This window comes from Streptomyces sp. NPDC032161, assembly GCF_040636995.1.
Lineage (GTDB): Bacteria > Actinomycetota > Actinomycetes > Streptomycetales > Streptomycetaceae > Streptomyces.
On record NZ_JBEZVN010000015.1, the window covers coordinates 26,658 to 40,956 of the forward strand.

Sequence of the window (14,299 nt, forward strand, 5' to 3'; positions counted from 1 at the left end):
GCAACGGTCTCGGTCCGCTCAACGGTCCGTGATCCGCGGTACGATCCCGCGACCCGAGTCCGGATACCGGTCGGAAACTTCCGGCCGTCGGCTTCCGAAAGACTCGGCTCCCCGGCGACCGGAATCAGCCGACTTTCGCGCATAACTTGCCTTTTCCGAAAAGGGGATTGGGCACCACTCGGCATATGACAAGAGGTCACGGGGGCATTTCTCTGTGATAGGAGCAACAGGCACGGGGGCTTGGCGAACATATACGGAGGGGTAGGTTCTGGCCGTAACCATGAGCCCGGATCAAGGAACTCTGTGTGAGCGCTGCAAGTGGTACCGAAAGGCCCGCCGACGACCGCCGTGCCCTCATCTCTCTGATACGGCGTCTCAAATCACCGGAGGGACAGGCGGATCCCTACGGCCTGCTCGCCGAGGTGAGGGCCATGGGGGACGTCGTGCGCGCCCCCTGGGACGCGTACTTCGTCACGGGCTTCGACACATGCGGTGAGGTGCTCCGCGGCCGCAACTGGCTGGCACCGGACTTCGCCTGGCAGGAACGCCAGGACGACCCCGAACGCTGGGGTGCGGTCGCCACGCAGGAGATGACCAAGACGCTCTCCCGCCTCAACGCTCCGGAGCACACCTGCCAGCGCCGCAGCCTCGGCAACCTCTTCGACCGCTCGACCATCCAGCGGCTGACCCCGGTCATCGAGGAGCACAGCGCCCGCCTGCTCGACGACCTGGCCGAGAAACTGCGCTGGGGCGAGGCCGACTTCGTCAGCACGGTCAGCGAACAGCTGCCCATCAGCACCATCGGCTCCTGGCTGGGTGTCCCGGCCGCGGACCACCCCCACATCCTGGAGATCACCCACAACCAGGTGCACGCCCAGGAACTGCTCCCCACCAAGAGCGAACTCGCCGTGTCCGCCGAGGCGACCGGGCATCTGCGCGCCTACTTCACCGAGATGGTGCGGCAGCGGCGCGCGCAGCCCGGCAACGACATCCTGACCGGCTGGATCCACCACTGGGACGCGCGGGAACCCGACCGCGAGACGGCCGACGAGATCCTCTACCGTCTCACCATGTTCGTCACCATCGCCTCGCTGGAGACCACCGCGACGCTGCTGTCGGCCATGGTGGGGCTGCTGCTCGGGGAGCCCGGCCGGTGGGCGTGGCTCAGGGAGAACCCCGGGCACATCGACGCGGCGGTCGACGAGGTGCTGCGGTACGACCCGCCCATCCAGATCAACACCCGGGTCGCCGCCGAGGACACCGTCCTGGCCGGTGTCCCGATCGCGAAGGACAGCATGGTCCACGTCATGTACGGCGCCGCCAACCACGACCCGCGGCGCACCGAGAACCCGGACGCCTTCGACATCGAGCGCCGCGGCACCCACCTCACCTTCGGCGGCGGGGTGCACTACTGCCTGGGGGCGGCCCTCGCCCGGCTGGAGGCCCGCACGCTCCTCATCCAGCTGCTGGAACGTTTCCCCACCCTGCGGGTCACGACACCGCCCGTGTACGCGTCCCGGCTGGTCTTCCGGCGCGTGACCTCGATGGGCGTGTCGATATGAAGCTCTCGCTCTCGGAACGCCTGTCCGGGTACCGGCGGCCGCGCACGGTCCGCACCCTGCGCGAGGGCCCGGTCCTGCGCGTGGAACTCGACCGCCCCGAGTCGGGCAACGCCGTCAACGAGGAGATGCTGGACGACCTGCTCGCGATCCTGACCGCTCCGGACCCCGAGGTCCGGGTGCTGGTGCTCAGCGCGGCCGGGGACGACTTCTCCCTCGGCGGGGACCGCAACGAGTTCGCGGACTGGCTCGAGGAGGACCGGGAGGGCCGGGGCATCCGGATCGCGGGCGACAAGGCCCGCCGCGTCTGCGAACTGCTCTCGACCAGCCGGATCGTCACCATCGCCCGGGTCCAGGGCAAGGCGATCGGCGCGGGGATGGCCCTGGCGCTCGCCTGCGACCTGCGGGTCGGTGCCGAAACCGCCAGTTTCCGGCTGCCGGAACTGGCGCTCGGCCTGCCCACCGCCTGGGGCGGCATGCTGCCGCGGCTGATCCATGAACTGGGCGCCGCCCGGACCCGGGAGATCATCCTGACCGGACGGCCCATCGGCGCCGCCGAGGCGTACGAGCTGTCGGTCCTCCAGCGCGTCGTGCCCGAGGACGAACTCGACGCCGCCGTCACCGCGTGGGCCAAGCCCGTCGCGCGCCGCCCGGAGTCCGCGGTACGGATCACGAAGGCCCTGCTCAACTCGTACATGGCCGCGAACCGGATGGCCGATCCCGCGGTCCTGGACTCCGAGCTCATGGCCGCGGTCGCCGCCGCGAGCAGGCGGGCCCGGGACGCCCAGGAGAGCGCGACGGGCGCGGCGCCGGTGCGCTGACCTCCCGTACAAACGTCCGTACGGCAGTGACCGCCGTACCGCGTCCGTACGACATCGGCGCGACGCCGTACCGCGTGCGTACGACATCCGCGCGGCGCCCGCATGACGTCCGTGGCGTGTCCGTCAGGCGTCCGGCGCGTCCGTACCGCCCCGCGCTGTGACATGAGTCACCGACGAGTCACCGGAACCTCCCCGCGGCGCCGGACAGCCAGGGGAGGTGAGCACACATGCGTTACCCGGACACGGCCCGGGGACCCGAGCGCGTTCGCCACCAACACCGCGCGCGACCAGACCCGCGGCAGCCGTCGGACGGCAGCGATCGAGCGGGGGGCGTCAAGCCGCGCAGAACTCGTTGCCCTCCGGGTCCCGCATGAGCCACCAGCGCCCGGCGGGCCCCTTGTCGACCTCCTGGGCACGGGTCGCTCCCAGGCCCTCCAGCCGAGCCACCAGTGCGTCGAGGCCGCCGGGTTCGCCGTGGACGTCGATGTGCAGACGGTTCTTGCCGGACTTGCCCTCGGGCACGTCCTGGAAGAGCAGCCGTCGGCCGCGCCCCACCCCGCTGGTCGCGTCGAACGGGTCCTCGGGGTGGCGGATCGCGGCGTAACCGCGGAAGGTCCTGCGTCCGCCGTGCTCGACGATCGCGTTCTCGTCGATCCGGCCCGCGGCCAGCAGCCGCTCGACCAGAGCGCTGGGATCCTCCACCTCGTACTCCAGGGCCGCGGCCCAGAAGTCCGCGAGAGCCGACGCGTTCGCGCTGTCGATGACCAGTTTCCAACCCAATGCCATGTAACCGATTTTATTGGTTACACCGTGCCTCCACAACCGGAGTCGGACCGGACTCGGACCGGACTCGGACCGGATTCACGGGCGCCCACCGTCTCGCCTCGTCATCCTGTGCGCCCGTCGGCCGTCCTGCGCGAGGGGGAGGACGGACGTGCCGCGTACTGCGGCGACAGTACGCAGGAGTCCATGCAGGTGAACGACGACGATGACGCCCCCGTTCACGAAGGATCGAGGTATTCCTCCGGCCCCGCCGTGCGCCCGACGTGCCACCGGCGTGCACCGTCGCGCCCGGGCACAGGCCGTGTGCACCGGTCCGCGTACGGCCCGCACGCGGCTCACGCGCGGCCGGAGCACGGCATCCGTGCCGCCGATCCGTCGCCCGAACCAGACTGGAGCGCCTCTTCGTGGCTACCTTCCTCTACCGGCTAGGCCGCTTTTCCTTCCGGAGGCGACGACTGGTCGCCCTGCTCTGGGCGGTGGTCCTGGCCGCCTGCGCGTTCGCGGCGGCCAAGGCGCCGACCGCCCCCGAGGACGGGTTCTCGATGCCCGGCACGGAGTCGCAGAGGGCGTTCGACCTGCTGGACGAACGCTTCCCCGGCCAGAGCTCCAACAGCGCCGACGCCCGTATCGTCTTCGTCGCCCCCGAGGGCCAGAAGGTGACCGCGGACACGAACAGGGCGGCCGTCGAGCGGGTCGTCGCGGACGTGGCGGGCGGCCCGCAGGTCAAGGCCGCCCTCAACCCGTTCGACATGGCCGGGGCCGTCAGCAAGGACGGCCGCACCGCGTACTCGACCATCACGTACGACGTGCAGAGCGTCGACCTCACCGACGCCACCACCAAGGCGCTGGAGGACGCCGAGGAGGACGGGCGCAAGGCCGGGCTGACCGTCGAGCTCGGCGGCTCGGCCCTCCTGCCGGACTCCGAGGCCGGCGGCGCGACGGAACTCGCCGGCGTCGTCGTCGCCGCGGTCGTCCTGCTCGTCACGTTCGGCTCGCTCGCCGCGGCGGGGCTGCCGCTGCTCACCGCGATCGTGGGCGTGGGCGCGGGCGTGGCCTCGATCATCGCCGCCGGGATGTCCACCACGACCACCACGCTCGCCATGATGCTGGGGCTCGCGGTGGGCATCGACTACGCCCTGTTCATCGTCTCGCGCTACCGATCGGAACGCGCGGAGGGCCACGATGCCGAGGAGGCCGTGGCCCGGGCCGCGGGAACGGCGGGTTCCGCCGTGGTCTTCGCCGGTCTCACCGTGGTCATCGCCCTCGCGGGACTGTCCGTCGTGAACATTCCGGTCCTCACCAAGATGGGCCTGGCCGCGGCGGGCACCGTCGTGATCGCCGTCCTGGTCGCGATGACGCTGCTGCCCGCGCTGCTGGGCTTCTTCCGGACGGCCGTACTGCCGCGTGCCGACCGGAACGCGTCCGGGAACGGGCGTGCACGCCGCGGGCGCCGCGCCGGAGCGTCCGGGGCCTCCGGGAGCACGAGCGGCACGGATGGCGCCGCCCGGCCCGACATGGGCACCCGCTGGGCCCGCTTCGTGATCCGCCGCCCCCTCGCGGTCCTCGTGCTCGGGGTCCTCGGCCTCGGCCTGATCGCCGTACCGGCGCTCGACCTCCAGCTCGGCATGCCCGGCGACGAGTCGCAGCCCACCTCCAGCACCAAGCGCCGTGCCTACGACGCGCTGGCCGACGGCTTCGGCCCCGGCTTCAACGGGCCGCTCACCGTCGTCGTCGACGCCAAGGGGTCCGACGACCCGAAGGCCGCGGCGGCGCACGCCACGAAGAAGCTCGCCGCCACCGACGGCATCGTGGCCACGACGCCCCCCGCCTTCAACAAGGCGGGCGACACCGCGGTCCTCACCGCCGTGCCCGCCACCGGGCCGAGCTCCGAGAAGACCACGGACGTCGTCCACACCATCCGCGACAAGGCGCACGGCCTGGAGGCCGACACCGGCGCGAAGATGCTCGTCACCGGCACGACGGCGGTGAACATCGACATCTCGCAGAAGCTCTCCGACGCTCTGGCGCCCTACCTCACGCTCGTCGTCGGTCTGGCCTTCCTGCTCCTGATGATCGTCTTCCGTTCGCTGCTGGTCCCGCTCAAGGCGGCGCTCGGCTTCCTGCTGTCGGTGGCGGCGGCCTTCGGCGTGATCGTCGCGGTCTTCCAGTGGGGCTGGCTCGCCGACGTCCTCGGCGTCGAGCAGACCGGGCCCATCATGAGCATCACGCCGATCTTCCTGATCGGTGTGGTCTTCGGCCTGGCCATGGACTACGAGGTCTTCCTGGTGACCCGGATGCGAGAGGCGTACGTCCACGGCGAGCGGCCCGGCCAGGCGATCGTCACCGGGTTCCGGCACAGCGCCCGGGTCGTCGTGGCCGCGGCGGTCATCATGATCGCGGTGTTCGCCGGGTTCATCGGGATGAGCGAGGCGATGATCAAGATGATGGGCCTGGGCCTCGCCGCGGCCGTCTTCTTCGACGCGTTCGTCGTCCGCATGACGATCGTCCCGGCCGTTCTGGCCCTGCTCGGCGACCGGGCGTGGCGGCTGCCCCGGTGGCTGGAGAAGGTCGTTCCCCGGGTGGACGTGGAGGGCGAGCGGCTGAGCCGGAGCGGTCCCGCGGCCGTGCACGCCGAAGCGAGGGCGGCGGGGACGTGGCCGACGGGAGCGGAGCCGACGGGCACCGAGAAGGACTCCGAGCACGGTCCCGTGCGCGTATGAGCCCTCCCCGTACGGGCCGACTCCCCGTACGGGACCTCGTACACCTTCGGGACGAGACACGCCCCCTCGGGACGAGGCACACCCTCGGAACGGGATGAGGCGCGGGGTGCCCGGAGGCCGTCCGCCGTACGTCACGACGGACGACTCCGGATACCTTGCGCAAAACGGACGGCCGCGTCGGCGACCATGGTGGGACCGAGAAGGAAAGAAGAGCGCATGTTCACCGACTGGCGGCTGTGGGCCCGGCGCCACCCCCGGGCTGTCGACGCGGCGGTGGCCGTGCTGCTGTGGGCCTTCGCGGTCTTCTCCAGCACCGTGACCGACGCCCGGATCGTCCGCGGCCCGGCACCCTCCTTCGCCCTGGCGGCCGCCGTGCCCTCCGCCGTCCTGCTGCTGGGACAGCGCACCTACCCGCGCACCATGGTCGTGGTGACGACGCTGTGCGGCAGCGCCCTGGGCCTGATGGGCAACGACATGGGCTTCGACCCCTCGCCGAGCCTCACCGGCGCGGCCCTGGTGGCCCTGTACCAGCTGGCCCTGCTCACGGACCTCCGTACGACCTCGGTGTACACGCTCGGGGCGGTCGCCACCCTCGCCACCGTCTCGGTCGTCTGGGGCGACGGCGCGCTGCTGCGACCGGACCGGATCGGCATCCTCTCCTGCGTCTTCCTGGCGGGTGCGGTCGGCGAGTCGGTGCGCAGCCGCCGCGACTACGTGGCCGCCGTGGAGGCACGGGCCGAGCTCGCGGAACGCACCCGCGAGGAGGAGGCACGCCGCCGGGTGAACGAGGAACGGACCCGGATCGCCCGCGAGCTGCACGACATCGTCGCGCACCACATCGCCCTCGCCCACGCGCAGGCCTCCACCGCCTCGTACCTGCTGCGCAACCGGCCGGAGCAGGCGGGGCAGATGATGGACCAGCTCGCCGGGACCACCTCCTCCGCACTGCGCGAGCTGAAGGCGACCGTGGGGCTGCTGCGCAGCGAGGACGACCCCGAGACACCGCTGGAGCCCTCCCCCGGACTCGCCCAGCTACCGGAGCTGATCGCCTCGTTCGAGCAGACGGGTCTCACCGTCCAGGTGTCGGTGGAGGGCACGGTGCGACCGTTGTCGCCGGGCGCGGACCTCACCGCGTACCGGATCGTGCAGGAGGCGCTGACCAATGTCACCAAGCACGCGGGGTCCGCGACGGCCTCGGTCCGGCTCGGCTACTCGCGCCGGTTGCTCACGCTCACCGTCACCGACGACGGACACGAGCCGCAGGCGTCGGGCACGCCCGGGTACGGCCTCATCGGCATGCGTGAACGGGCCCTGTCCGTCGGCGGCCGGCTGTCCGCCGGGCACCGGGCGGCCGGCGGTTTCGAAGTGACCACGGAGCTCCCCCTGGAGTCGCAGACCGAGCCGGAGAAGGACGCGGAGACGGCGACGGGCGCGACCGTGGCCACGAAGGCGACCGCGGGGGCGTCTGTGGCCACGGGGGCGACCGCGGAGGCGGCCACGGAGACAGAAGCAGAGGTGGCCGCGGAGGCCGGGCCGAAGGTGGACACGGCGGCGGGAAGGGCGGCAGGAGCGGGGAGGGCGCGGCCCGAACCGTTCCGGAACGATGACGACACGCACGGGACGAGAGGACGGCACGGTGACGATCCGGATACTGCTGGCCGATGACCAGGCACTGCTCGCCGGGACCTTTCGGCTGCTGATCGAGGCGAACGACGACATGGAGGTCGTCGGCGTCGCGGCGGACGGCCGCGAGGCGGTGGAGCAGGCCCGCGCCACGCTGCCGGACGTCGTCGTGATGGACATCCGCATGCCGGGACTCGACGGTGTGGCGGCGACGGAGCTGATCTGCCGCGACGAGACGCTGCGCGGAACCCGCGTCCTCATCCTCACCACGTTCGAGATCGACGAGTACGTGACCCGGGCCCTGCGCGCGGGCGCCAGCGGGTTCCTCGGCAAGGGCGTCGCCCCCGGGGAACTCCTGGACGCCATCCGCACGGTGGCCGCAGGGGACACCCTGCTGTCGCCCACCGCGACCAAGGCCCTGATCGGCCGATACCTCGCCCTGCCCGAGGGCAGGGTCGCCGCGCCCGACGTGCTGGGCGTCCTGACCGCACGCGAGCGCGAGGTCATGGCGCAGGTGGCCGAGGGCCTGTCGAACGACGAGATCGCCGAGCGGATGCACGTCAGCCCGCTGACCGTACGCACCCATGTCGGGCGGGCGATGACGAAACTGGGGGCCCGGCACCGGGCCCAACTCGTCGCGATGGCCTACCAGTCGGGGCTGGTGCGGGTGGACCCGCCGCGGCCCGGAGACGACTTCCAGAACGCGGGGCGCTGAACGCGGGCCGACGGGCACAAGCCGACGGACCACGTCCGATGAGCCTCCGTTCCGCGGGCCCCGCTCCACGGGCACCCGTTCGGCGAACCTCCGTACGGGTACCCGTGCCCGACGGTCTCACGGCCGCGGACGCCGCCCGCCCCACGGGCCTGATTCCGCGACCCCCACGAGTTCTCCCTCCTCCGCGCCCCGGCAGCCGCACCGGTGCCGGGGCCGCCCGAGGTTCGCCTCGATGCCGTCCAGGGCCCGCCGGAGCATGGCGATCTGCGCCCGCAGGGCCTCGGTCGCCTCGGCCGCGTCGACCACCTCGACCGCCTCGGTCGCCTCGGTCGTCGGCCCGACGGCCCGCGACATCGTGGCGGCACCGGACGCCGTGACGGCCTCGGAAGTCGTGGCGGCACCGGACGCCGTGACGGCCTCGAAAGTCGGGACGGCCTCCGCATTCGTGGTGGGCTCGGGGATCGCGGTGGCACCGTAGATCGCGGCGGCACCGGAAGCCGCGGCGTTCTCCTCCCTCTCGCGCGTCATCTCCAACTCGCGTGCTTCTTCCAGCGAGTTGATGACGACACCGATGAGGAGGTTGACGAGCAGGAACGAGCCGAGCAGGACGAACGACGCGAAGTACACGATCGTCCAGCGGGAGATCTCCAGCCCTTCACGGACCGCGTCCCCGAGACCGTCGAGGGTGATGAGGAGGAACAGGCTGAGCGCCGCACGACCGAGCGAACCGAAGTGCTCGGGGTTGTCGTCCGCGAAGAACACCCAGCCGACCATGGCGTACACGTACAGCAGGAGCGTGCCGACGAGCAGGAAGCTCAGGGTGCCGGGCAGGCTCTTGCCCACCGCCACGATGACGATGCGCAGTTGGGGCAGGAAGCGCGCGGCGCGCAGCACCCGGGCCAACCGCAGCAGCCGCAGCACGGTGGCGTTCTCGCGGGCGAACGGCAGGAAGGCCAGGGCGACGACGAGGACGTCGAACATGTTCCAGGGGTCCCGGAAGAAGTCCCCGGGCCGGTCGGCGTGGGCGGCGCACCGCAGCAGGATCTCGACGGTGAACGCGCAGAGAAAGGCGTACTCCGTCGCCTTGAGCGCGCCGTGCCACTGCTGCACGACGCCGCTGTAGGTCTCGATGCCCAGCAGCGCCGCATTGGTCACGATGAGGCAGAACACGGTGCCGGTGAAGGCCGGGGAGTCCACGATCCTGCGGCCACGCACGGCGATCGCGTGCCGTAAGGGTGCGGCGACCTGTTCGGACATGGTGTGACTCGGCTCCTCGCATCCTCGCAGGTGGTTGCCCCCGCGGGCCGGTCCGCTCACCGGCCGAAGTGGATCTTAGACCGAGCGTTCACGGCCGGTACGGGCGTCTCCGGCGCGCGGCCCCGCGGCCCGATCGCTAGCGTGGGACTGCGGACGAACTCGTTGATAACGGGACAGACGCACAGAGAGCGGATGAACCCATAGAGGGCGAAGGAGCCGGAGCCATGGCTGTACGAGCGGAGGGCACACCGTGCTGGGCCGACGCGATGTTCCCCGACCTGGAGGCGGCGAAGCGCTTCTACGGTGACGTGCTGGGCTGGACGTTCGGCGAGTCCGCGGAGGAGTACGGCAACTACACGCAGGCGTACGCCGACGGCAAGGCGGTCGCCGCCGTCGTGCCCCCGATGCCCGGCCAGGAGGGCCCGGCGGCCTGGTGCCTGTACCTCGCCTCGCCGGACGCCGCCGCCACCGCCGCCAAGATCCGTGACAACGGCGGAGAGACGCTGATGGACCCGATGCAGGTCGGTGGGTTCGGCACGATGCTGCTGGCCCGCGACCCGGCGGGCGTCGTCTTCGGTGTGTGGCAGGCGGGCTCCCATGAGGGCTTCGAGGCCCATGGGGTGCCCGGCACGTTCTGCTGGGCCGAGGTCTTCACCCGGGAGCCCGGGAAGTCCGACGCCTTCTTCTCCGCCGTCTTCCCGTACTCCATGGCGAAGATGGAGGACGAGCACGTCGACTTCAGGCTGTACAAGATCGGCGACGAGACGGTCATGGGACGGATGCGGATGGGCGACGACTTCCCGCCCGAGGTGCCGTCGCACGTGAACGTGTACTTCACCGTCGCGGACTGCGACGCGGCCGTGGCGAAGGCGACCGAGCGCGGCGCGGTCCTCCGGTTCGGCCCGATGAGCATGCCGTTCGGCCGCTTCGCCGCACTGACGGACCCGCAGGGTGCGGCGTTCTCCGTGATCGACATCCACACGACCGAGGGTGAGATGCCCAAGATGTCCCCAGTGTCCTGACCTGCTCCGACGGCCCGGTCCCGGCTCCCCCGGTGGTTCCGCCCGAGCCGCGGGCCGGTCGCGGGGCGGTCGCGAGCCGGTCGCGGGTCCGTACCGGGCCCGAGTTGCGGGCCCGTCACGCATGGGGTTGTTTCGAAGGGGGAGGCGGGCGCGTGCCCGCGTGGTCCCCGGCCGCCCGGCCGGGTTCCCGGCTCCCCCGGTCGGTTCCCCGGCTCCCCGGTTGGGGGTGACACACCGTGCTGTTCGTCGACCGCGCGGACGCGGGACAGCAGCTGGCCGAGGCGCTCCGCCATCTGGAGCGTGAGAACCCCGTCGTCCTGGGGCTGCCGCGCGGCGGGGTCCCGGTGGCCTTCCAGGTGGCACAGACGCTCGGTGGTCCGCTCGATGTGATCGTGGTCCGCAAACTCGGCGTGCCCCATCACGAGGAGGTGGCGTTCGGCGCCATCGGGGAGGGCGGGACACGGGTCCTCAACGAGGAGGTGGTCAGCCGTCTGCGGTCCGGAAAGCAGGATCTCGCCGCGGTCGAACGGGTCGAGGCGGCGGAGCTGGTGCGCCGCGCACAGGCGTACCGCGCGGGCAGGCCGCGGATACCGGTCGAGGGCCGGACCGTGATCGTCGTCGACGACGGTGTCGCGACCGGCGCCACGGCCGAGGCGGCCTGCCGGGTGATACGGGCCCAGCACCCGGCCCGTGTGGTGGCGGCGTTTCCGGTGGCGCCCCCGGACGCGGTGATCCGGCTGCGGGAGTGCGCGGACGAGGTGGTGTGCCTGTCCGTGCCGCCCCTGTTCTACGCCGTCGGGGAGTGGTACCGGGACTTCTCGCAGACCTCCGACGACGAGGTCGTCGCCCTGCTGGCGCGCGCCCGGTACGGCGGACACGTGACACCGGGCAGCGACGGCGACGGCTGACGCCCGGCGGAATCGGCGACGGCTGAGGCTCCCGGCAGAAGCGGCGACGGCTGATGCGCTCCGGACACGGCGACGGGTGACGCACGGCAGCGGTACGCGTCACCACCTCCCCCACGCGTACCGCTGCCCGACGGGTGAGGGCCGACGGGTGCCGCCGCCCCGACGGCCGACGGGTGGCGCCGTCGCGGCTCGATCAGTTCGGGCAGTAGGTGTCCCGCTCGGGCCGCGTGCCCGTCGTCAGGAAGGCGCTGACCGCGCTGTCGCCGCAGGCGTTGCCGTTGCCCAGGTACACGCCGTGCCCGCCCTGCTCGACCGCGACCATGCGGGCCCGGTCGCCGAACGCCGCGCGCATCTTCAGTGCGCCGGAGTACGGGGTCGCCGGGTCGCGCAGATTCTGGATCATCAGGATGTTTGACGGCCCCTGGTCCGTGATCCGGGTCGGCGGTTCCGCGGGCGCGTCCTTCCAGAAGGCACACGGGGTGATGTTCACCGGCATCCCGGCGGTCAGCGGGTGCTCGGCGCGGTCGGCGGCGACGGCGCGCCGGTACTCCGGGAGGGCGGCCGGCCAGCGGACGTCGTTGCAGATCACGGCGATCGAGACCGCCACCGCCTGGTCCGGCAGCGGCTGGACCAGCTCGGCGGGCAGGACCGGCTTCGCGGAGTCGTCCCCGGCCGCCCGGACGAGACCGGCGAGTCCGGCGAAACCCCTGTCGCCGCCCGGGGCGTTGCTCCCGTCGCCGTCCAGGGCGTTCTGCAGTGCCTGCCGCAGCCGGTTGCCGGTCAGCGGAGCGCCCGGCGTGGTGGACTCCCTCGGCTCACGGTCCAGCCGCTCCGCCAGCGCGAGCACCAACGGGCGTACGTCCTCCGCCCGTTCGGCCAGCCGAAGCCCCTCCACCTCCCTGGCCGGGTCCGCCGCCCATCGCGCGAAGTCGGGGAACCGGTCGTCCACGCCCACCGACGTGTTCGCCAGCCAGCCCCGCGCCACCCGCGACGGGTCGGGGTCCCCATTGCTGTCCAGCACCCAACGGTCCGTGCGGTGCGGGTACTTCTGGGCGTACACCGCACCCACGTAGGTGCCGTACGAGATTGCCCAGGCGGAAAGCTTCTCCTCGCCCAGCGCCTGCCGGAAGCGGTCGATGTCCCGTACCTCGTTGGCCGTCGTGAAGCTCCGCAGCAACGGTCCGCCGTTGCGGGCGCACGCCTCGGCGATCCGCCGCGACCGTGCCACGTTCTCGTCGATCGACCCGTCGGCGGCGGGCCAGGACCGCAGGGCCACCATCCCCCGGTCCGCCGCCGGGAGTTCACAGCCCGCCTTCGCGCTTCCGCCGACGCCGCGCGGGTCGAGGCCCACGATGTCGTAGCGCCCCCGCGTCTCCCGCAGCAGCCGCTCCGCCTTCTGCGTCACCCGCTGCACCCCGGACGAGCCGGGCCCTCCGGCGATCACCAGCAGCGTCCCGCGCCGCTCCGACGGCCGGTCACCACGCACCCGGGTCACCTTGAGGCCGATGCGCGGGCCGCGCGGGGCGCGGTAGTCGAGCGGTACGGGAAGTTCGGCGCACTCCTGGGTGGTGGGGCCGCCGGGCTGGGCGCAGGGCTGCCAGTCGAGGGCGGGTAAGTCGCTGCCCGCGCGCACCCCCGGGGCCATGCCGCCCGCACGCGCCCGTGAAGACGCGCCGGCGCTGTCGGCATGCGCCGGTGGAGTCACGGCCCCGGTCAGGGCGGTCGCGGTGACGGCGGCGGTGACGGACAGGGCGACGAAGGCGAGGGAACTGCGTTGGGTCGTCATGTGGAAACCCTCGCCCGACCGGGCACGAGGGCCCATCCGGGAGCCCCGAGGAACCGGGGTGGGGCATTCCCCCGCGCACCCTGGTGGCCGGGTGGCTTTCGGGCGGCCCGACGGGTCCGACGCGCCGGGCGGCCCGCACGCGCCGAGCGGGGCCCCGGCCGGATTCAGCGGCCGTTCTTGCCGAACAGGAGCTTCCACGGCGCGAGGGCGGATTCGATCTGCACTCCCAGTCCGAGTTTCGACTGGCCGGCGACCCGCTCCTCGAATCGGATCGGCACCTCGACGATCTTCAAACGGCGCCGGACCGTGCGGTGGTTCATCTCCACCTGGAAGGAATAGCCGTTGCTGCGCACCGAGGACACGTCGATCGCCTTCAGGGTCGACGCACGCCATGCCTTGAAACCCGCGGTGGCGTCCTTCACCCGCAACCGCAGGATCGCGTTGACATAGAAATTCGCCCACGCCGAGAGCGCCTTGCGGTGCCAGGGCCACTCGGTGGCGAGCGAACCGCCCGCCACATAACGGGAACCGATCACCACGGCGGCGTCCTCGGCGAAGAGCGTCTCGATCATCACGGGGAGCCGCGACGCGGGATGGGACAGATCCGCGTCCATCTGGACCACGACGTCCGCGCCCCCGTCGAGCGCACGCGTCATCCCCGCGACGTAGGCACGGCCCAGCCCGTCCTTCTCCTTGCGGTGCAGCACCTCCACCGCTCCGGCGGGGTCCGCCGCCAGTTCGTCCGCGACCGCGCCGGTGCCGTCCGGCGAATTGTCGTCCACCACGAGAATGCGCAGACCGGGCAGTCCCAGACCGGTCAGGAGATCCACGAGGACGGGCAGGTTGTCCCGCTCGTTGTAGGTGGGCACCACCACCACGATCTTCGGTGAGTCCTTCGCCCCGGCGCTGTTCTCGTGTCCCATTTCCCGCTTCCCCGCGTCCCTTTACCGTTTTCCCCGTGCCCTGCGTTGCACGTTCCGCATGCCCTGCGTTGCGCGCTGCGCGACCCGTAATCCGCGACCCGCGTCACACGTTCCCGTGATCCTCCCCGGGCTCTACCGGCCTCCCGCCTCGGGTTCTCCTCGGAGTCCCCTCGAACTCTTCG

General features: G+C 71.9%; 9 protein-coding genes and 2 pseudogenes. 7 read left to right on the forward strand and 4 right to left on the reverse strand.

Annotated elements, in window-relative coordinates; all coding sequences use genetic code 11:
- The first annotated feature begins 431 nt into the window (after positions 1–431).
- Together AB0E67_RS23405 and AB0E67_RS23410 are read left to right on the forward strand one after the other, a co-directional pair.
- Entirely contained in the window at positions 432–1,562 is a 1,131-nt protein-coding gene (locus AB0E67_RS23405) for a cytochrome P450 (RefSeq protein ID WP_362030259.1), read from the forward strand.
- Complete coding sequence (locus AB0E67_RS23410) at positions 1,559–2,380, forward strand: enoyl-CoA hydratase/isomerase family protein (RefSeq protein WP_362030054.1); 822 nt, start codon at positions 1,559–1,561, stop codon at positions 2,378–2,380. The genes AB0E67_RS23405 and AB0E67_RS23410 overlap by 4 nt, the downstream gene beginning before the upstream one ends.
- 333 nt (positions 2,381–2,713) lie before the next feature.
- Here the strand turns inward: AB0E67_RS23410 and AB0E67_RS23415 are convergent, their stop codons facing one another.
- Positions 2,714–3,166 (reverse strand): VOC family protein, encoded by a 453-nt coding sequence (locus tag AB0E67_RS23415; RefSeq protein WP_362030057.1) that lies wholly within the window; start codon positions 3,164–3,166, stop codon positions 2,714–2,716.
- Between the two features lie 401 nt (positions 3,167–3,567).
- On the opposite strand from AB0E67_RS23415, the gene AB0E67_RS23420 reads away from it, so the two are divergent.
- From AB0E67_RS23420 to AB0E67_RS23430, 3 genes are all read left to right on the forward strand, one after another.
- On the forward strand, positions 3,568–5,883 hold the full coding sequence (locus AB0E67_RS23420) for an MMPL family transporter (RefSeq protein ID WP_362030060.1): 2,316 nt from the start codon (positions 3,568–3,570) through the stop codon (positions 5,881–5,883).
- A gap of 216 nt (positions 5,884–6,099) precedes the next feature.
- Positions 6,100–7,548 carry a sensor histidine kinase gene (locus AB0E67_RS23425; RefSeq protein WP_362030063.1) on the forward strand — a complete coding sequence of 483 codons (1,449 nt, stop codon included), beginning with the start codon at positions 6,100–6,102 and terminating at the stop codon, positions 7,546–7,548.
- Positions 7,520–8,221, forward strand: a complete 702-nt coding sequence (locus tag AB0E67_RS23430) for a response regulator transcription factor (RefSeq protein ID WP_362030066.1) — start codon at positions 7,520–7,522, stop codon at positions 8,219–8,221. The genes AB0E67_RS23425 and AB0E67_RS23430 overlap by 29 nt, the downstream gene beginning before the upstream one ends.
- Before the next feature lie 540 nt (positions 8,222–8,761).
- Here the strand turns inward: AB0E67_RS23430 and AB0E67_RS23435 are convergent.
- Positions 8,762–9,478 (reverse strand): annotated as a pseudogene (locus AB0E67_RS23435) (ion transporter); the annotation flags it as partial.
- Positions 9,479–9,702: 224 nt separating this feature from the next.
- On the opposite strand from AB0E67_RS23435, the gene AB0E67_RS23440 reads away from it, so the two are divergent.
- A complete protein-coding gene (locus tag AB0E67_RS23440; RefSeq protein WP_362030069.1) occupies positions 9,703–10,500 on the forward strand; it encodes a VOC family protein in 798 nt (265 codons plus the stop codon).
- 236 nt (positions 10,501–10,736) lie between these two features.
- Positions 10,737–11,363: pseudogene (locus AB0E67_RS23445) on the forward strand (phosphoribosyltransferase); the annotation flags it as partial.
- A 238-nt stretch (positions 11,364–11,601) separates the two neighbouring features.
- Here AB0E67_RS23445 and AB0E67_RS23450 read toward each other — a convergent pair.
- Positions 11,602–13,194 (reverse strand): alpha/beta hydrolase, encoded by a 1,593-nt coding sequence (locus AB0E67_RS23450; protein ID WP_362030072.1) that lies wholly within the window; start codon positions 13,192–13,194, stop codon positions 11,602–11,604.
- 164 nt (positions 13,195–13,358) lie between these two features.
- A complete protein-coding gene (locus tag AB0E67_RS23455; protein ID WP_362030074.1) occupies positions 13,359–14,117 on the reverse strand; it encodes a polyprenol monophosphomannose synthase in 759 nt (252 codons plus the stop codon).
- Positions 14,118–14,299: the final 182 nt, after the last annotated feature.